The sequence below is a fragment of the Pseudarthrobacter sp. NIBRBAC000502772 genome (assembly GCF_006517235.1).
Taxonomy (GTDB): domain Bacteria; phylum Actinomycetota; class Actinomycetes; order Actinomycetales; family Micrococcaceae; genus Arthrobacter.
This window is the reverse complement of record NZ_CP041188.1, coordinates 1453102-1471938: the sequence shown is the minus strand read 5'-3', so window position 1 is coordinate 1471938 and position 18837 is coordinate 1453102. Positions and strand designations below refer to the sequence as shown.

16 protein-coding genes are annotated in these 18837 nt (G+C 64.6%); 5 read left to right on the top strand and 11 right to left on the bottom strand.

The window, feature by feature from the left end; all coding sequences use genetic code 11:
• Nucleotides 1-75: 75 nt before the first annotated feature.
• Nucleotides 76-2640, bottom strand: coding sequence for a Tex family protein (locus NIBR502772_RS07010; protein WP_141139627.1), 2565 nt, complete (start codon nucleotides 2638-2640; stop codon nucleotides 76-78).
• Nucleotides 2641-2778: 138 nt separating this feature from the next.
• Between NIBR502772_RS07010 and NIBR502772_RS07005 the strand changes: the two genes are divergently transcribed.
• Nucleotides 2779-3075, top strand: a complete 297-nt coding sequence (locus tag NIBR502772_RS07005; protein ID WP_056346782.1) for a hypothetical protein — start codon at nucleotides 2779-2781, stop codon at nucleotides 3073-3075.
• A gap of 223 nt (nucleotides 3076-3298) precedes the next feature.
• Here the strand turns inward: NIBR502772_RS07005 and NIBR502772_RS07000 are convergent, their stop codons facing one another.
• The 3 genes from NIBR502772_RS07000 to NIBR502772_RS22370 all read right to left on the bottom strand — a co-directional run bounded on the left by NIBR502772_RS07000 (nucleotide 3299) and on the right by NIBR502772_RS22370 (nucleotide 5879).
• Nucleotides 3299-4369: an alkene reductase gene (locus NIBR502772_RS07000; protein ID WP_141139626.1), complete on the bottom strand. Its 1071-nt coding sequence runs from the start codon at nucleotides 4367-4369 to the stop codon at nucleotides 3299-3301.
• A 155-nt stretch (nucleotides 4370-4524) separates the two neighbouring features.
• Complete coding sequence (locus NIBR502772_RS06995) at nucleotides 4525-5133, bottom strand: PKD domain-containing protein (RefSeq protein WP_246848717.1); 609 nt, start codon at nucleotides 5131-5133, stop codon at nucleotides 4525-4527.
• Between the two features lie 317 nt (nucleotides 5134-5450).
• The gene (locus NIBR502772_RS22370; protein ID WP_168223498.1) at nucleotides 5451-5879 is read right to left on the bottom strand and encodes a DUF6318 family protein; all 429 of its coding nucleotides are present in this window, start codon (nucleotides 5877-5879) and stop codon (nucleotides 5451-5453) included.
• 467 nt (nucleotides 5880-6346) lie between these two features.
• On the opposite strand from NIBR502772_RS22370, the gene NIBR502772_RS06990 reads away from it, so the two are divergent.
• The 3 genes from NIBR502772_RS06990 (at nucleotide 6347) to NIBR502772_RS06980 (ending at nucleotide 7888) form a co-directional block, all read left to right on the top strand.
• A complete protein-coding gene (locus tag NIBR502772_RS06990) occupies nucleotides 6347-6781 on the top strand; it encodes a pyridoxamine 5'-phosphate oxidase family protein (RefSeq protein ID WP_141139625.1) in 435 nt (144 codons plus the stop codon).
• Between the two features lie 19 nt (nucleotides 6782-6800).
• The gene (locus NIBR502772_RS06985) at nucleotides 6801-7229 is read left to right on the top strand and encodes a very short patch repair endonuclease (protein WP_141139624.1); all 429 of its coding nucleotides are present in this window, start codon (nucleotides 6801-6803) and stop codon (nucleotides 7227-7229) included.
• A gap of 248 nt (nucleotides 7230-7477) precedes the next feature.
• The gene (locus tag NIBR502772_RS06980; protein ID WP_141139623.1) at nucleotides 7478-7888 is read left to right on the top strand and encodes an Hpt domain-containing protein; all 411 of its coding nucleotides are present in this window, start codon (nucleotides 7478-7480) and stop codon (nucleotides 7886-7888) included.
• Here the strand turns inward: NIBR502772_RS06980 and NIBR502772_RS06975 are convergent.
• Complete coding sequence (locus NIBR502772_RS06975) at nucleotides 7861-8631, bottom strand: response regulator transcription factor (RefSeq protein ID WP_210412398.1); 771 nt, start codon at nucleotides 8629-8631, stop codon at nucleotides 7861-7863. The two genes, NIBR502772_RS06980 and NIBR502772_RS06975, sit on opposite strands and share 28 nt — an antisense overlap.
• 100 nt (nucleotides 8632-8731) lie before the next feature.
• Here NIBR502772_RS06975 and NIBR502772_RS06970 point away from each other — a divergent pair, with 100 nt between their 5' ends.
• Nucleotides 8732-10387, top strand: a complete 1656-nt coding sequence (locus NIBR502772_RS06970) for a cell wall metabolism sensor histidine kinase WalK (RefSeq protein WP_141139622.1) — start codon at nucleotides 8732-8734, stop codon at nucleotides 10385-10387.
• Between the two features lie 9 nt (nucleotides 10388-10396).
• On the opposite strand, the gene NIBR502772_RS06965 is transcribed toward NIBR502772_RS06970, so the two are convergent.
• From NIBR502772_RS06965 to NIBR502772_RS06940, 6 genes are all read right to left on the bottom strand, one after another.
• Nucleotides 10397-11638, bottom strand: coding sequence for a restriction endonuclease (locus tag NIBR502772_RS06965; RefSeq protein ID WP_141141969.1), 1242 nt, complete (start codon nucleotides 11636-11638; stop codon nucleotides 10397-10399).
• A gap of 121 nt (nucleotides 11639-11759) precedes the next feature.
• Nucleotides 11760-14006: an McrB family protein gene (locus tag NIBR502772_RS06960; protein ID WP_141139621.1), complete on the bottom strand. Its 2247-nt coding sequence runs from the start codon at nucleotides 14004-14006 to the stop codon at nucleotides 11760-11762.
• A 71-nt stretch (nucleotides 14007-14077) separates the two neighbouring features.
• Nucleotides 14078-14329 (bottom strand): PLDc N-terminal domain-containing protein, encoded by a 252-nt coding sequence (locus NIBR502772_RS06955; RefSeq protein ID WP_141139620.1) that lies wholly within the window; start codon nucleotides 14327-14329, stop codon nucleotides 14078-14080.
• Nucleotides 14330-14445: 116 nt separating this feature from the next.
• The gene (locus tag NIBR502772_RS06950; RefSeq protein ID WP_141139619.1) at nucleotides 14446-14862 is read right to left on the bottom strand and encodes a thioesterase family protein; all 417 of its coding nucleotides are present in this window, start codon (nucleotides 14860-14862) and stop codon (nucleotides 14446-14448) included.
• A gap of 89 nt (nucleotides 14863-14951) precedes the next feature.
• Nucleotides 14952-17036, bottom strand: a complete 2085-nt coding sequence (locus NIBR502772_RS06945; RefSeq protein ID WP_141139618.1) for an ABC transporter ATP-binding protein — start codon at nucleotides 17034-17036, stop codon at nucleotides 14952-14954.
• On the bottom strand, nucleotides 17033-18766 hold the full coding sequence (locus NIBR502772_RS06940; RefSeq protein WP_141139617.1) for an ABC transporter ATP-binding protein: 1734 nt from the start codon (nucleotides 18764-18766) through the stop codon (nucleotides 17033-17035). The genes NIBR502772_RS06945 and NIBR502772_RS06940 overlap by 4 nt, the downstream gene beginning before the upstream one ends.
• Nucleotides 18767-18837: the final 71 nt, after the last annotated feature.

The following is an 18837-nucleotide window of genomic DNA, read 5'->3' as shown; positions in this document are numbered from 1 at the left end:
TGACGACGACCTCCCACGGCCAACATGGCCGCTGACTGAGCGAGCTACTCCGAGTGGGCGCCAATCAACACGTGTCTATTTGCCGAGGCCAGCCTTGCGGAGGGCCTCTGCCATGGCGGTGTTTACAGGCGCCGGCTTCGGTGCCGGCGGCCGGCCGCCGGACGACTTCGGATCGGGCTTCGACGTCGATGCGTTGTCGCCCGGGCTCGAGGCCCCGCGTCCGCGCTGACCACCAGAGTCGCGTCCATTCGAGTCTCGCCGCGCATCTGCCGGACGGCCCCCTGCTGGGCGTCCCCCAGCTGGCCGACCGCTTTCAGGCCGCCCCCCTTCCGAACGCCCCCCTTCCGAACGCCCGGCTTCCGATCGCCCACCCGCCGAACGCGTACTCTCCGAACGCCCGCCCTGCGCCCGCCCACCCGAAGGCGACGGCTCGTCGTCGAGCCTTAGCGTGAGCGAAATCCGTTTCCGCTCCGGATCGGCTTCCAGAACCTTCACGCGGACAACCTGCCCGGACTTCACCACCTCGCGGGGATCGGAGACAAAGCGGTTGGCCAGCGCCGACACATGAACCAGGCCGTCCTGGTGCACTCCGACGTCCACAAATGCGCCGAACGCGGCCACATTGGTGACGGTCCCCTCAAGCACCATGCCGGGCTTGAGGTCGGAGATCTTCTCGATGCCTTCGGAGAAGGTGGCCGCGGCAAAAGCGGGTCGGGGATCGCGGCCTGGTTTGTCCAACTCCGCCAGGATGTCCTGGACCGTGGGCAAACCAAAGGTGCCGTCGACGAAAGCGCGCGGATCAAGTGACGACGCCGGCGCCGAGCCCGCGGCCACCAGGATTTTCCGGGCAATCGGATACGCCTCGGGGTGCACGCTCGACGCGTCCAGCGGCTCTGCTCCGCCGGTGATCCGCAGGAAGCCGGCGCACTGCTCAAACGCCTTCGCACCCAGGCGGGGCACCTTCTTGAGCTCGCTGCGCTTGGCAAACGGCCCGTGTTCGTTTCGGTACGCCACAATGTTTTCGCTCAGCAAAGGTCCGACGCCGGCCACGCGGCTCAGCAACGCCGGCGAAGCAGTGTTCACGTCAACGCCAACCGCGTTCACGCAGTCCTCGACCACGGCATCCAGGCTGCGGTCCAGCTTCGACGCCGTGACGTCGTGCTGGTACTGCCCCACGCCGATGGACTTGGGATCGATCTTCACGAGTTCGGCCAGCGGATCCTGAAGCCGCCGCGCAATGGAAACGGCTCCGCGCAGGGACACATCCATGCCCGGCAGCTCCGCCGAGGCCAGCGCCGACGCGGAATACACCGACGCCCCGGCCTCGGAAACCACCAGTTTCTGCGGTTTCGTCTCCGCGGCCGGCAGCAGCTTGATCAGTTCCGCGGCAAGCTTGTCCGTCTCCCGGGACGCGGTTCCGTTGCCGATGGCCACCAGCTCCACGTTGTGCTTCCGGGCCAGCCGCACCAAGGTGGCGAGGGCCTCGTCCCATTTCCGGGCAGGCGCGTGCGGATACACCGTGTCGGTGGCAACCACCTTGCCAGTCCCGTCCACAACGGCAACTTTCACACCGGTCCGCAGTCCCGGGTCCAGCCCAAGAGTGGCGCGGTTTCCGGCGGGTGCGGCCAGGAGGACGTCGCGGAGGTTGGCGGCAAACACCCGGACAGCCTCGTCCTCGGCGTCGGTGAACAGCCGTCCGCGGAGGTCGGCGGTCAGCCGGGCCAGCACGCGCGAGCGCCAGGCAAGCTGCGCGGTCTGGATCAGCCACGAATCGGCGGGACGGCCGCGGTCGGCGACCCCGAGGCACCTGGCAACCGCGGACTCGTAACGGGAACGCGCGGCGGCAAGGGCGTCGTCGTCGTTCGGATCCGCCTCGGCGAGATCCAGCTCCAGGACGCCGTCCTTCTCACCGCGCAGCAGCGCAAGCACGCGGTGCGAGGGCATTCCGGTGGGCGCCTGGGCGAACTCAAAGTAATCGGCGAACTTCTGCCCGTCGGCCTCCTTGCCCTTCTTGACCCGCGACACCATCCGCCCCTGCGTCCAAAGCCGCTCACGCAGGGTTGCGGCGAGGTCCGGATCCTGCGCAACCCTCTCGACGAGGATGGAACGGGCGCCGGCGAGCGCGGCGTCCGCGTCATCAATGGAGTGTTCGGCGTTCAGGTATCTGGCAGCCTCGCGTTCCGGGTCCAGGTCGGGCCGCTTCAGCAGCGCATCGGCGAGCGGCTCCAACCCGGCTTCACGGGCGATCTGGGCCTTGGTGCGGCGCTTGGACTTGAACGGAAGGTAGATGTCCTCCAGCCGGGACTTGGTATCCGCGGCGAGGATCGCTGCCTGCAGCTCGGGGGTCAGCTGCCCCTGCGCGGCAATCGCTTCGAGGATAGTACGACGGCGGTCCTCAAGTTCGCGGAGGTAGCGCAGGCGCTCGTCGAGCTCGCGCAGCTGCGTGTCATCCAGCGTCCCGGTGGCTTCCTTGCGGTACCGGGCGATGAACGGAACGGTGGATCCGCCGTCGAGCAGGTCCACTGCAGCCTTGACCTGCCAGGTCTTCACGCCAAGCTCGGCGGCGATCTGGGCGTGGATGGCGCTGTCCGGAGTTGGGGCAGACGTGGGGGCGGACGGGACGTGCGGGAGTTGGGTCACCTGAACATTTTGCCCTACGGGCCTGGTCGTCTCCAGCGGCGCCCGGCCGGGCAGCCGGCCGGGGTATTCCGCTCCGGGCCGTGAAGTGCTGTAGTTGATATGCCGTCACAGGCAATCACTTCGAGGAAGAGGGCCACCATGCGTGAACTGCTCATCGTCTTTCAGGAAGGATTCGACGAGGCCAACATCACCGTCATGGTCAACGGCAAGGAGGTCCGCCGCGACATGGGCGTGTCCACCAACCCGCTGCTGGGAGAAGCCTACGAAACGTCCGTGGAGCTGCCCGCGAAGGGGGCGCAGGTGGGAGTGGAAGTCACCAACCGCGGCCTGAAAGCCATTACCAAAGTCAGCGGAAAGCCCAAAAGCCTGCTCGTCTCCATTGAGGACGACAAGCTGGTGATGCGCGAAGGAACGGGCCGGGAAGCATACCTTTAGCTATTTCCCTAGCAATAATCCATTCACTGGAGTATTCTGGTGTTTACCGCTCAGCGCTTGTGAACCTGGGCGGGCCAACGTTGAAAGATGAGCCAAAACAGCCGTCGGATGGCTAATTTGGCGCGCGCTGCCGGGACAGCACACCGAGCAGCCAACGACGGCGGCACCCAAGCCGGGTGCCGCCGTCGTCGTTTAATCTCTGGCCGGGGGCCAGCATTGACCGCTAAGCCGAATACGCGGGGTAGTCCGTGTAGCCTATGGAGCCGTCTGCATAAAACGTGGACGGGTCCGGTTCGTTCAGCGGAAGGCTTTCCTTCCAGCGGCGCGCGAGGTCCGGGTTGGCAATGGCGGGGCGCCCCACCACCACAGCATCTGCATGGCCGTCCGCCACCAAGGCGGTTGCTTCCTCCCGAGTTGTCATGGTGCCGAAGCCGGAGTTCACCAGGAACGTGCCGTTGAAGCGCGCCCGGAGATCCTGGACCAGCTCACTCGTGGGCTCGTGGTGCAGGATGCTGACGTAGGCGAGGTTGAGCGGGGCAATGCTGTCCACCAGCACCTCGTAGGTGGCGCGGACATCGGCCGCATCCGTTTCGGCGATGCCCTGGACGCTGTGCTCCGGCGAGATGCGGATGCCCACGCGGCTCGAACCCACCGCGGCCACCGCGGCGTTGACTGTTTCGATCACAAAGCGGGCCCGGTTCTCCGGTGAACCGCCGTAGCTGTCGTCGCGGACATTGGAGTTCGGGGCAAGGAATTCGTGGAGAAGGTAGCCGTTGGCCGAGTGCAGCTCCACGCCGTCGAATCCCGCTTCGATGGCGTTAATCGAGCCGGTGACGATTTCCTGCATCACGACGGGCAGCTCACCGATGGTCAGCGCGTGCGGGACGGGGTACGGCTGCTTGCCGGACGGGGTGCGGACCTCGCCGTCGATGGCGACGGCGCTCGGACCCACGATGGTGTGGCCGCCGGTGATGTCCGCATGGGAAACCCGTCCGCCGTGCATGATCTGGGCGAAGATCCGGCCGCCTTCAGCGTGCACCGCGTCGGTGACCTTCTTCCAGGCGGCAATCTGCTCCGCGGTGACGAGACCGGGCTGACCCGGGTAGGAGCGTCCGGCGGGGCTCGGGTAGATGCCTTCGCTGACGATGAGTCCCAGGGATGCGCGCTGCAGGTAGTGCTCCACAACCAAGGGACCCGGAACACCGTCCTCGCCTGAGCGGAGACGGGTCAGGGGTGCCATTACCAGGCGGTTGGGCAGTTCAAGCTCGCCAAGAGTCAAGGGGGAAAACAGCATGCGCAGTTCCTTTCGAGGTGAATTGGTACTGCTGTTCCCAACTGCCCGGCGCGTGCAAGTATTCCGGTTGAGGCGCGGATCACTCTCTGCGGGGGTGGCTTGTCTGGATTCCGGGCGCGGTTGCCGGCCGCCTCATAGGCGTCGTCTGATACTTCCTACCGGGACGATGCCACGCCGGGGCAACCTTGTCCCTGCGGGTTCTGGTTGCAGTCGTCGGCGTAGTTCCGGGTGATGGATCGCCAGACGCTGATGGTCTGCGGTGGTGCGCTGAACTGGCCTTGGCCCGGTATGGGCAGCGGCGGTCCGTTGTTCACGGAATACGTGCCTCGGAAGGACGTCGTGAGGACGACTTGGAAGTCGCCAGTGTCCGCGTAGACGTGGCTCGTTCGGGTCTTTTCACCCCAGCGGTCCTGCGGCAGCGGCCCTCCCATGGAAGGCTGCGGACCGAAGACCGTTCCGTCGCCGTAATTCCAGGTGTACTGAACCGGCGTGGCGACCACGTGCACCTGCTGTCCGAGCATCGTCACGTCAAACTGTTGCTCGGAAGCGTCAGCATAAAAGTTTGTCTCGGCCCCGCGGAGCGTGTTGGGGTTGGGCTGCGCGACCACCGTTCCTGCGCTGATGGGCAGGCTCTCGAACTGCCTCTGGATCTGGGCCGCTATTTGCTCCAGGACATCGACGGGCTTTTCGTCATAAATGCAGGTCGGTCCCGCGAAAAACGTGTAGACGTTCAGCGCCTTCAGAGATCTATACCAGTTAACCACGCGGCCGTTATCCCCATCGGTGCATTCGATATCGGGCCCTGCACAGTTCGACCCGTCGAGTTTGGGGTCCGCTCTGCATACGTGTTTGGATCTGTACTTGAAGGGGTCATCCGGAAGCCCGACCGGCACCGAAGTCCATGAATTGCTCTGAGGATCTTGAAACCAGCCAACGGCGGTCGCGCCGTTGCCAGCCCAGCCAGTCCCAATCGCCGGCGAATCGGCGGAGTCTGAAATGGCTGTCGGCCCCGGAAACAGCATCAGGACCATGCAGGCCATCACGGCCAGCAGCCTCGGCCGCGCTGGAGCATGGCTTGCCATTATTTCACCAGGTGTTCGACAGTGTTGGCTTTCCATCCACTTCCATCGAAAACGGCAATGACAATGTCACCAATGGCCGGCTGTCTGGGCACACTCCCCTTGGGCGTGGCATCCGCTAGATAGTAGTCAGTCGTATCTTGATACACCTGGACTACGGCTTGATACTCAGCGGGGGCGGTCTCGATAAAGTCCGAATGAACGCCCTCCACGTGCATTTTGCCGCCAGCCATCCAGCGTCCATCCGAATGCCACTCCGTGACTTCGGTCCTAACTTTCGCACAGCTACCGCAGGACGGCCCTGAGGCCGACTCCAGCGGCTTGGTATCACCAGTCTCGTAGGCGTAGCTCAAAGTCGAGTACCAATACGAAACGAACGCCTCGAGCCCCTCCTTCGTCTCCGTCTTCGCAACCTCCGGCAACACCGGCACCGGGACGTTCTGAGCACGGCCGCTAGCCGAGGCGGGCACATAGGCGGGAGTCGCCGTCGGGGTTGGCGTTGCGCTTGGACTAACAGTCTGAGACGGAGACGCGGAAGATGTCCCGCCGCTGTTAGGATCGCCACCCGAGTTGCAACTGGTCAACAGCAAAACGGAAGCGGCAACAGCAGCAACAAGGTGCAGGCGCGAACGTCGCGAAGTAGTGGAAGTGATGTGCGATGTCATGGGCAGCTAATCCCCCGATAGTTTCAAGACGCCTCGCTCCGAACAATGACCTTAAGGGTAGCCCAGGACACATTTGAGCAATGAAAGTTATCCACAGCCACCCGCCATCGGTTCTACCACCGCGAAGGACCAATAAAAAGTCACACGGACAATCGCCCTCCCAGCCCCGTGCGAACCGGATTCCCACGCGCAACCCCTAGAATTCTTCTACCGAACGTAGAAGAATAGGATTTATGATGTTTACCCACGCAGATGGCAACCCCGTTCTGGAACTCGACGACAAGCAGTCCTGGAAACTCCTGGAAGCTACCAGCCACGGCCGGCTGGTAGTTTCCGTTGCCGGCGAACCGGATATATTCCCCGTCAACTACCTCACCTCGGACCGGAAGATCTACCTCCGCACCGCGCCGGGCAACAAGCTGGCGCAGCTCACCATCAATTCAAGGGTGCTGCTTGAATCGGACGGCATCCTCTCGGACGAAGCCTGGTCCGTGGTGCTGCGGGGAACGGCGCGCGTCCTCACCAGCTCAGCCGAGCTCGCTGCCGTCGAAGAGCTCGGCCTGAAATCTTGGGTGCCGACGCTGAAGGATTTCTACGTGGAGATCGTGCCCACGTCCGTCAGCGGCCGCCATTTCGAGCTGGGCGACCAGCCGGAGCACGAAATCTAGGAGCCCGTAGGCTGGAATCATGGCGGATAGGCTCACTCCCGAGCGGCGCAGCTGGAACATGTCCCGCATCAGGGGCAAGAACACCAAGCCGGAACTGCTGGTGCGCAGCCTCCTCCATGCCAAGGGCTACCGCTACCGCTTGCACGGCACCGCCGGCAAAAGCCGCCTGCCCGGCCGCCCGGACCTGGTATTCGCCGGCCGGCGAAAGGTCATCTTCATCAACGGCTGTTTTTGGCACTTCCACGACTGCCGCGTAGGCCAGCACGCGCCCAAGGCGAATGCCGCCTTTTGGGAGGCCAAGCGCACGCGCACCAAAGACCGCGACGCCGACCAGCGCCAACAGTTATTGGCCGCCGGGTGGGAGGTGCTCACCGTGTGGGAGTGCGAGTTGAAGGACGGCTCCGCCCTCGAAGCCCACCTGGTGGAGTTCCTCGGCGCCAGCAAATAGCCCGGCAAGCCGGCGGCAGGCAAGAACGCCAGCCGGAACTTGAGTCAAACTTGAGCCTTTGCCGCCTCCCGAATTGATCGGCGCCCGCAAAGATGAACTCCTATGAAAAACCCGCAGTCTCCTCAGGAATCCCGCAGTCCTTTTCCCGATCGGCTGCATCCCCAAGTAACAGATTTACTCTGAAAGTGGACACAAAACCAGGTCATATCCCGCTATGGGGGCGGCAGGCACGAGCGGAAGGGACGGAAATGGCACCATCCGATGACGCAGGGCGCCCCTTGGTAGATCCCTCCGTACTTGACCGGCTGCGGGTCGAACTCGACGAGGACGAGGGCTATTGCAGCGTCTTCGTAGGGAACTTCATCGACTGCCTGCCGCACCGGATCGGCAAGCTGCGGCTGGCCTTGACCACCGGAGACTTGGATGGGGCCGTGGACGCGATCCTTAGCCTCAAGACATCGAGCCAGATGGTGGGTGCGGAACGGTTGGCGGGCCTGGCCATGGACCTTGAACGTTCAATCCGGGACGAGTCACCGAGTGCGGAACTTTCCGTTGCACTGCCGCAGCTTGCCGTCAACTACCTCCGGCCGATCAACCTGTGCAGCCGCCAGACCCTGCACAGGCTCCAGGCTCAGCGCCCGCCAGGCGCCAAACGGTAGCCCACGCCGCGGACCGTCTGCAGCCAGCGCGGTTGCTGCGGTGAATCACCGAGTTTCTTCCGGAGGTTGCCCATGTGCACCTCCACGGAACGTTCGTCCGCCTCGCTGATGTAACTTCCGACGTCGTAATCCTCGTCCCGGAGCCGACGCACCAAGTCCGATTTGGTCCGGACAGTCCGTCCCGCCTCGAGCAGGGCATACAGGAGTTCGAACTCGGTCCGGGTCAGGTTGAGCTCCTGGCCGTCCACGCTGACCGACCGTGAGGCGTAACTCAGCTCCAGTCCGTTGTGACTGTAATGACCGTTTCCGCTGTCACTAACGGCCTCCGCCGGGCGATCAGAAACGGGAGCGCTCTCCCCCGCGTCCGGAACCGACCGGGGCCGGCGCATCATCGCCGCTATCCGCGCGCGGAGTTCGCGGGGGCGGAAGGGCTTGGTGAGGTAGTCGTCTGCACCGGACTCGAGGCCAATCAAAGTATCCAGTTCTTCAGCCCGTGCCGTGAGCATCACGATGTAAGCATCTGAAAACTCGCGGATCTGGCGGGAGACCTCGAACCCGTCGATATCCGGCAGCCCCAAATCAAGCGTTATAACGTCAGGATTCAAGATTCTCGCAGCCCTAACCCCTTCGGATCCGCTGCCCGCGACAGTGACGTCAAACCCCGCCTGAGTCAGAACCGTGCGTACCAACTCGCGGATATCCTGATCATCCTCGATGACCAGACCCACTCGCGCTTCACTCATACCAGCCCCCTCCGCCAGCTTGACACCGTGAGAAGTATAGCCCGCTGCCGATATCCTGCTGGTATGCATCCCCCTATACTCCCACTTCAGGCCGCCGTTCATGAGTGAACCCCTAACGTGGGCCACGGGCCGTCTGAAGTTTTTTCGGCGGCCCTTCCACGAATACCGGCTGACGGACAGGGTGGCCCTGAGCCAGATGCCGCTGTTCGTCACCACCATCCTGACGGCATTGCTGATGTGGGCGTTTTTCCCGGGGACGATGGACAACCCACTCTTCGTGGCCTTCCTCGTTTCCCAGCTGGCCATCATGGCTCTGTGTTACTTCGTCCCGTGGGACCGCCTGCCCTACACCAGCTTCCTCGTCCTCCCGCTCCTGGACTTTGTCTCCATCGCCCTGGGCAGGGAGGGCGGCCAGGAGGGCCTGACCGGCATCAGCCTGTTGGCGGTTTTCCCCGTCATCTGGCTGTGCGCCTCAGGCTATTATCCGCGCGCCTCCCTGTGGTTATCGTTCGTCGGACCCTTGGCCATCATCTGGGTTCCGCTGCTGGTTCACGGGGATGTATCGGGCCCCAGCTTGGCCAAATCCCTGCTCCTCCCTGTCATGATGCTCGGGATCGGCGTATCAGTCAGTGTCCTGACCCTGAGCATGATGCGGCAGCAGCGCACCCTGGAGGAGAAGGACGAGCAGCTCCAGGCCAGCCTGCGCAGCACAAGGCAGCAGGAAGCCTTGCTCAACTCCGTTCTTGAAACTGTGCACCTGGGCGTCCTCGCCGTCGACGCGGACGGACACGACATCCTGATGAACCGGAAGCAGCGCGCCAACCACGAACTGGCCCGCCCGAAGGACATCGACGATCCGAACGAGTCCCAACTGCTGGTCTTCGCCGCAGACCGTACCACCCCAGTCTCGGTGGCGGAACGCCCCGTACGCCGGGCTGTCCTCGGCGAAACGTTCACCGACTACCTGGTCTGGCTCGGTGAAGGCAAGAAGCAGCGGGCCATCACCACCAGCGCCCGGGCCATGAAGGACCCGGACGGGACGTTCGCCGGCTCGGTGATCGTGTTCAGTGATGTGACAGACCTGGTGGACGCCCTGGCCGCCAAGGATGATTTCGTCTCCAGTGTGTCCCACGAATTCAGGACTCCCCTGACCTCCATCCTGGGCTACGTGGAACTCCTCCTTGAGGACGATCCCGGCAACGACCAACTGGAACCGCTGAACATCATCAAACGCAATTCAGAACGGCTCCTCACCTTGGTGTCCGACCTCCTCGCCACCAGGAACGGGCAACTGATCGTGACCCCCCATGCCGTGGACGTCGCTGAACTTGTGCGGGCCAGCGTGTCCGCCGCGATGCCCCGGGCCGACGCCTCCCGCGTGGCGCTGAAAGCCGATATACCCGCAAGTCTGGAGGCCCACGTGGACGGCCCTCGCATATCCCAGGTGCTGGACAATCTTGTCTCGAACGCGATCAAATACTCGCCCGACGGCGGCAACGTCCTGGTGTCGTTGGAGCACGACGGCGGCCACGTCGCCTGCCGCGTCAGCGATACCGGCATGGGCATGAGCGCCGACGACCAGGCCCACGTGTTCGCCAAGTTCTTCCGGACCAGCAACGTCCGCCGGACCTCTATTCCCGGCGTGGGCCTGGGCCTGCCCATCAGCAAGGCAATCGTGGAGGCCCACGGCGGAACCATCCAGGTGGAAAGCAAACTGGGCCAGGGAACCACGTTCACGTTCCGGGTGCCGGTTTAGCCTCCCGGCCTAGGCTGGGCCCACGCCCGCCGGGTTCCCTGGCCGAGCTTGCGAGGTTAGGGGGCGGGTGGGGACCACTTCGCCCCAGGACTGCCGCGCCAGCTCGCCCACAGCTGCCAGGATGTCCGACGGCGGCAGCGACAGATCCAGCGGAAACTCAACGATGTCGATGTCAGTGTTAAGGATCCGCCGCAGTTTCATCTCGCCCGCCCCCGCATAGACCAGCCAGGCGGTAGGCACACCCAGGGCGGTGCAGTGGGCAAGCATCTGGTAGTGGTCGGCGGTCAGGGACGCGCCAAGGTCAGCGGCGGCCTTGTACTTCGCGTTGTAGGCCACTACCGGCCGGCCGCCCAAAAGGTGCACCGCATCCGGACGCACGGACAGCCTGTCGGAATCGTGGACAGCCTCGCTGAGGAGAGCGTTGTACTTCAGCCGCATTTCCCCCGGATACGCAGCCATCGCCTCGCGGAGTGCCGTGCCCACAAAATCCTCGAACACCTGGGCCATGTCCACCACAAACGACGCCGTCTGCTGCTTCCCCTCCCCCGCCTCCGCGGAGGCATTCCGCAGGATCAGCTCAGCGAGACGCAGCACTGACTGGTAGCGGACGTTCATCCTGCTGGGGGTCCACGGCGGCAGGGGCGCGCCGGCTGCAAGGCGGGTGACGGCGTCGAGCTTTCCCTTCAGCTGACGCAGGCGGCTCAGCACTTCCGGCCGGACGCGTGGAACCTGTCCCATCCGCTCCAGCGCGGCCCGCAGGATCCGGTTTTCGGCGATGTCCTCAGTGAATTCGTCATAGGACACTTCCAGCGGCACCAGCATGCCGGGGCGGCGCGAGATCTGGTCGGAAATCCGGATGCGCCCCTTGACCGTGCGGAGGGACTCGTCAACGGTGAGGTAGCCCTGCAAGGCTCCTCGTCCAAGCGCACGCTCCGCCATTTGGGCGAGGGATTCGGCCAGCGCGCTCCAGAGTTCGCGGTCCTCGGTGGCCGCCACGGAATCGGCCCGGAAGCCCTGGTTGCCGGCATAGCTGAGGAGGAACAGGAGCCTGCTCAGCCCCAGCCGGTCCTTGGGGCGCACATCCAGCTGCAGCGTGGCCGTGCGGACCGACCCCACCTTGCCCGCGGGCTCGATCCGGTACAAACCCATACCCATCGGGGACGCCTTGGCCAGCCCGCTAGCGTTCACGAAGGCCGCGCTGGCGGCATCCAGGCGTTCCACGGCGCCTTTGGACAGCTCGTCAAGGACCAGATGGCGCGCTGCCGGTGCACGGCCGCGCTGGGCTGCACCGCCGCCCGCCGCGCCCGGCGCGGCGCCAACCAACGCGCCGCCGCCGTGCACCGCGCCGCCGTGCGCGGGAGTGTGGGTTGGCTTAGCTGGTAACAAGGCGTCCCAGCAGCTGCTCCAGCCCGAACCGCTCCTCCAGCTGCGCCCGGGTCAACTGGCCGTGGTAGTGCTCCTCCAGCAGCGGCATCAGCTCGTATTTCCAGATCCGGCGCAGCCCGCCCGGCGTCTGGGCGGCCGTCTTCATGAAGTACGACGGGCCGATCATCAGGTCCCGGTCCCACTCGTCGATGGCGGCGTTCAGCGCATCGAGCAGCAGCGCCGGTGTGGTGTCCAGGTCCCGCACCTGCAGGAACCGCAGCAGCGACCCCTTCACCGGCTCCGTCTGCGGGTGCAGCTCGATGAACGCGAACCGGCGTCGGATGGCGGCATCCATCATGGCGATGGACCGGTCCGCGGTGTTCATGGTGCCGATGATGTACAGGTTGTCCGGCAGCGTAAACGGCTCGTTGGGACTGTACTGCAGGTAGATCCGGTCATCGCGGTACTCCAGCAGGAAATAGAGCTCGCCGAACACCTTGGCCAGGTTGGCGCGGTTCATCTCGTCAATAATAAGGAAATACGGCTTCTTTTCGTTCCCGGGCTTGGCGGCTTCCTCGGCCAGCCGGCGCAGCGGCCCCGCCACGAGCTTGAAGGACACCTGGCCTTCGTCCGTCTTGTCCGGCCGGTAGCCCTCGAAAAAGTCCTCATACGCGTACGACGGGTGGAACTGCACCAGCTTCACCCGCTCGTCCGTGCTGTCCTGGGCCAGCTCCGCCGCGAGATGCTTGGCCAGGTACGTCTTGCCCGTTCCGGGCGGCCCGTACAGGACCAGCTGGCGGTTCTCCTCCAGCAGTTCCGCGATCTCCTGCAGCGGCTCCAGGTCCATGTGCAGCGAATCCGCGAAGTCGCGGCTCAGCGGGCGGAAGCCCTCCTGCACCGGGGGCACGACGGCGGCAGGCGCGTCGGCGTCGTCGTCCTCCGGTTCCGCCTCGGCCGGCACGAGCGCCTGCAGCGCCTGCACCACCCGGGTCACGTCAACCACGATCCCCGAGGTGGCCAGCTGGCGCTGGACGTGGCGGGGCAGTTCCGCGGTGGCGTGGCCGTCGTCGTCCAGCCAGCGCACCTTGCGCCGCAGCCGGCGGTTGTCGTCGTTGTGCTCAGGCTCGCCCAGCACCACGCCCAGCCGCACCGTGCCGGCGTGCTGGTAAAGGACCAGGTCGCCCGGCTTCATGACGGTGAGGAAGGCAAACACCGCCGTTTTGGTGTCCTCCCGCTCGACGTAGCCGAGATGCTTGTAGTCCTCGTCCACGGCGTGCTGCACCAGGCCCGCGGTCACGCCCGGGTCCAGGTGGCGGAGATGTTCGACGTCGAGCGTCACCTTCTCCTCGTCCTGCCATGCGGTGAGGAGGTCAGCGTTGTCGCTGTGGGTACGCAGCAGCCACGCGCGTCGGCCGGGGTCCCCCACTTTGCGCCACTGGCTGACCAGCTGGCGGGCGTACCAGTCGATGCGCTGGCCCGCCTGTTCATCCAGGTGCAGGCGGATGCGGTTAATATCCGCGGTGATTTCCTCGTCGGAATCCCCCTTGGCCCCGCCCACGAGGGAGGCGAAGGCGTCGCGGATTTCCTGCCGCTCCACGTCCGCCACTACCGGCTCGAAGTAGCTGGGCCATGCCAGGTACTCGATGCTGCGGCGGATGGCGGGCTGGTCCGCCGGGGTGCCCGCGGCGAGGTCGTGAAACTTCAGCGGGTCCTTCAGCGCCTTGGCGATGGCCGCCGGAACCTGCTGGTCCACATGCTGCACAAACCGGCAGAGCCACTTCAGGTGGTCCCAGATGGTCCAGTTGAATTCGGCGGTGCGGTCCCTGATCACGCCGTGGTCCGTCATGCCCTTGTAGAGTTCCTCGGGCAGCTCCAGCGGCGGCTCCAGCGCGGTCTCCAGCCAGGACGCGGCCTCCGCCACCCGGGCGCGCTTGACCTTCAGCGACTTGACCTCGTGGGCCAGGGGCAGTGACTGCAGGAAGAGCAGCTCCACGGCCAGCTGCTTGGCCTCCCGGGAGGCGTCCTCGAGGTTCTGCCGGAGGTTGGTCATCATGGGCGCCTTGGCGTCCGCGGCTCCCCGGTCCAGGCGCTCCAGCAGCTCCGCCGCGGCCTCCGCTGTCCAGGTCAGGGTCTTCCCGTCCAGGGCCGACGGCTTGCCCTGCAGGCCCGGACCCAGCACAAACCAGGCCGCGTCCTCGATCTCCTTTGAGACACCGAGGGCGCGGTGCATGGCAGTCTTGGGATTTGGGGTCATGGGTTCAAATTTACAGGCTCAAACTGGATGCCCGCTCCGAAGACCCTGACGGTGTGCAGATCCGAGGCCTGCTACTTAACTGCCCCGAGTCCGGCTCCGGGCCGCTTGCGCCCCAGAATGAAGTAGCCCATCGGCCCGATGAAATTGATCAGGGCGGCCACCCGCCAGGCTGCCTTCGGCCCGTTGATTTGCGCCGCCGGACGCTTGGAGATGTCACGCTGGGCGGCCAGCATCAGCGCCACCTGCCCTATCCCGATGACCACGAATCCCGCCCGTGCCGCCGGTGACATCTCTTTCCAGGTCTTTTTGTTTTTCTTGGCCATGGTCAACGCTCCTTAGTGGGTATTTCCAGTTTCCGGTGTGCGCCGTGCCTGCGCAACAGGTGTGCAGGCACGGCGCCGTACGGTTCAAAACGTGAACGGCTCAAGCGGTGAACGGCTCAAGCGGTGAACGGCGCCAGCCGCTCCTTCTGCTCCGGCGTCAGGCGAAGGACGCGGCCGGAAGCTTCGTCCACAAACGCCAGATGGCTGCTGGCCCGGACGCACTCCTCCCGCGTCACCGGGTCCTGCACTACATAGTGGATGTCGAAACTGGCGCCCTTCACCGCGCCGATCCACACCTGGACCAATGCCGGGATGTTGCGGTATTCCAACGTCCTGACGTAGCGGATCTTGTGGTCCACCACCAGCGCAAGAGTTCCCTCCGGAACGTCGTTGAAGAGCGACACTTCCGGTTCGATGCCGGGCAGGCCGGCACCCCGGGGAGGCCCGAACGCTGCGATACGGGCCTCCTCGAGCATCCTGACAATCTGGACGTTGTTGATGTGCCCATAGGCGTCCATGTCGCCCCAGCGCATCGGGACCAGGACCTCGATGCGCCGGGATTCCGGAGTGCTTGGACCGCGGCCGGACGTGTTCTCAGACGCGTGGTCGGTTCCCAGGGCGCTCAGCTGTGGACCGCCGTCGAATCGTCCACAACGGTTTCCTCAACATCGGAACCGGCGAACTGGGACATGTACAGCCGGTAGTAGGCACCCTCAGCCGCCAGCAGCGTCTTGTGGTTGCCCTGCTCCACGATCTTGCCGTTCTCCATCACCAGGATGGTGTCGGCGTCCCGGATGGTGGAGAGCCGGTGCGCGATCACAAAGCTGGTGCGGTCCGTCCGCAGCGCCGCCATGGCCTTCTGGACCAGCAGCTCGGTGCGTGTGTCCACGGAGCTGGTGGCCTCGTCCAGGATGAGCAGCGACGGGTTGGCCACAAATGCGCGGGCGATGGTGATGAGCTGCTTTTCACCGGCGCTGACGTTGTTGCCTTCTTCATCGATCACGGTGTCGTAGCCCTCCGGCAGGGCGCGCACAAAGCGGTCCACGAAGGTGGCCTTGGCGGCTGCCATGACCTGCTCCTCGGTGGCGTCCAGGTTGCCGTACCGGATGTTGTCGAAAATGGACCCGCCAAACAGCCACGCATCCTGGAGCACCATGCCCACCTTGGACCGCAGCTCGGACCGGCTCAGGTGCGTGACATCCACGCCGTCCAGGGTGATGGACCCGGAGTTGAGCTCGTAGAAGCGCATCACGAGGTTCACCAGGGTGGTTTTGCCGGCCCCCGTGGGACCAACAATTGCCACGGTGTGCCCCGGTTCCGCCGTGAAGGACAGGTTTTCGATCAGCGGTCTGTCCTCCGTGTAGCTGAACGTGACGTCCTTGAACTCCACATGCCCGTCGGTCTTGGCCGGCAGGTGCTCGGTGGCGGTCTCGGAGTCCTGCTCATCGGCGTCGAGGAATTCAAAGACGCGCTCCGAGGACGCGACGCCGGACTGCAGCATGTTGGCCATGCCGGCCATCTGGCCCAGCGGCTGCGTGAACTCTCGCGAGTACTGGATGAACGCGGTGGCATCGCCCAGGGACATCGAGCCGGAGGCCACCCGGAGGCCACCCACGACGGCGATGCCCACATAGCTGAGGTAGGAAACGAACTGCATAACGGGGAAGATCATGCCGGAGACGAACTGGGCTCCGAAGCTGGCCTTGTAGAGGGCCTCGTTCCGCTCTTCGAAGCGTTCCAGCATGTCAGCGTCACGGCCGAAGACCCGCACAAGATCGTGCCCGGAGAAGGATTCCTCGATCTGGCCGTTCAGCTCGCCCGTGTTCTTCCACTGGGCGGCGAAGAGCTTCTGGCTGCGCGAGCCGATCAGGCCGGCAGCCACACCGGACAGCGGCAGCGCCACGAGGGCGATGAGGGCGAGCTGCCAGGAGACGATGAACATCATGATGACGATGCCGATCACTGTCAGCAGCGAGCTGATCAGCTGTGCGAACGCCTGCTGCAGCGCCTGCTGGACGTTGTCGACGTCGTTCGTCACCCGGGAGAGGACGTCGCCGCGCTGGCGGGTGTCGAAGTAGTTCAGCGGGAGCCGGTTCAGCTTCTTTTCGGTGTCGTCCCGGAGCCGGCGGATGACCTTCATGACGATGCGGTTCAGCACGTAGCCCTGCAGCCACAGGAAGATGTTGGCCACAAAGTACATCAGCAAGACGATGGCGATCAGGACCGAGAGTTTCTGGAAGTTGATCCCGGTGCCGGGAACCAGCTCCATCCGGGACACCATGTCCGCGAAGTTGTCCTGCCCCTGCTGCCGCAGGCCTTCCACGAACTCGTCCTTGCTGGCGCCAGCGGGGAGCTGTTTGCCCACTACGCCGCCGAAGATAACGTCCATGGCCTGGCCCAGGATCTTGGGGGCGATGACGTTCAGGACCACCGAGACCACCACCAGGGCCACCACGGCGTAGATGCCCACAGCTTCAGGCTTCAGGAGGCCCATCAGGCGCTTCGCCGACGGCCAGAAGTGCTCTGCCTTTTTGGCGGGCATGCCGCCGAACATGTCGCCGTCGGCCTCGGAGGGCTTGTATTCCTCCTCGAAGAAATCGTCGTCCTCCAGGAGGTCTTCGGGGGTTACGGAATCCGGGTTCGTTTCGGTGGTCGAGCCTGTCGTTTCGGTGGTCGAGCCTGTCGAGACCTTCTTGGCGGCGCTCATGCCATTTCCTCCACGCTCAGCTGGGATTCAACAATTTCCTGGTAGGTGGGTGAGGTTTCCAAGAGTTCCTCATGCGTTCCGCGGTCCACGATCCGGCCGTTGTCCAGGACCAGGATCTGGTCTGCGTCGGTGATGGTGGAGATCCGCTGGGCCACGATGATCACGGTGGCGTCGGCGGTGGTCTGTTTCAGCGCGGCGCGGAGCCTGGCATCGGTTGCGACGTCCAGCGCCGAGAACGAATCGTCAAAGAGGTAGACCTTGGGTTTGGTGATCAACGCCCGGGCGATGCAGAGCCGCTGCCGCTGGCCGCCGGAGACGTTGGTGCCGCCCTGCGCGATGCGGGCGTTCAGTCCGTTCTTCTTCTCGCGGACAAAGCCCTCGCCCTGGGCGATCTGCAGCGCGTCCCAGAGTTCCTGGTCCGTGGCCTCGGTCTTGCCGAAGCGCAGGTTGTGCTCGATGGTGCCCGAGAAGAGGTACGGCCGCTGCGGCACCAGGGCCACGCGCTTGGTGATCTCGGCACGGTCCAGGTTGCTGACGGAGACGCCGTCCAGGAGGACTTCGCCCTCGGCGATGTCGTACAGGCGCGGCAGCAGGGCCAGCAGCGAGGTCTTGCCTGCACCGGTCGAACCGATGATGGCAACGGTCTCCCCCGGCTTGGCGGTGAAGCTGATGTTGCTCAACACCGGCGTCTCGGCACCGGGGTAGGCAAAGGTGACGTTCCGGCATTCCACTACCCCGGCCAGCGTGGCGGGAGTCTCAGGATGTTCGGGATCGTGGATGGAGGGTTCGACGTCGAGCACTTCACCGATGCGGTCCGCGCAGACGGAGGCGCGCGGGATCATCATGGCCATAAACGTGCCCATCATGACGGCGATCAGGATCTGGAGCAGGTACTGCAGGAAGGCGGTCAGGGCGCCCACCTGCATTTCGCCCGAATCCACGCGCTGGCCGCCGAACCACAGCACCGCGGCCGTGGACAGGTGCAGGATCATGCCGATGGCCGGGAACATCAGGACAAACAGGGCCCCGATTTTTAGGGACACGTCGGTCAGGTCCTTGTTGGCGACGCCGAAACGCTCGGTTTCATAGGGTTCGCGGACAAAGGCGCGGACGACCCGGATGCCGATGATCTGCTCGCGAAGGACGGCGTTGATGCGGTCGATCTTCTTCTGCATGGAGCGGAACAGGGGCATCAGCCGGACCACCAGGTAGCCCACCACCACGATCAGCACGGGCACGGAGACCCAGACCAGCCACGAGAGGCTGATGTCCTCGCGCAGCGCCATGATGATGCCGCCGATGCACATGATGGGGGTGGCCACCATGAAGTTCAGTCCCATCAGCACAAGCATCTGGACCTGCTGGACGTCGTTGGTGCCGCGGGTGATGAGGGTGGGGGCGCCGAACGTGTTCACGTCCTTGGCGGAGAAACTGGTGACCTTGCGGAACACCCCGCGGCGCAGGTCGCGGCCCACGGCCATGGCTGTTTTGGAACCGTAGAAGACGCCGGCGATGGCCGTGGCCACCTGGACAATGGCCACCAGCAGCATCACGGAACCGGTCCGCCAGATGAAGTCCGTGTCCCCGCGGGAAACGCCTTCATCGATGATCTGGGCGTTGAGGCTGGGAAGGTAGAGCGCTGCGATGGTGGATGCCAGTTGGAACACTACGACGGCCACGATGTATGGCATATACGGTTTGGAGTAGCGCCGTATGAGGGTGAGTAGCATGCCCGTGAATCCTTAGGAAGAGAGCGCGAAATGATGAGGATAAGTAGTAACAGACGGGGCCGACATTTCTC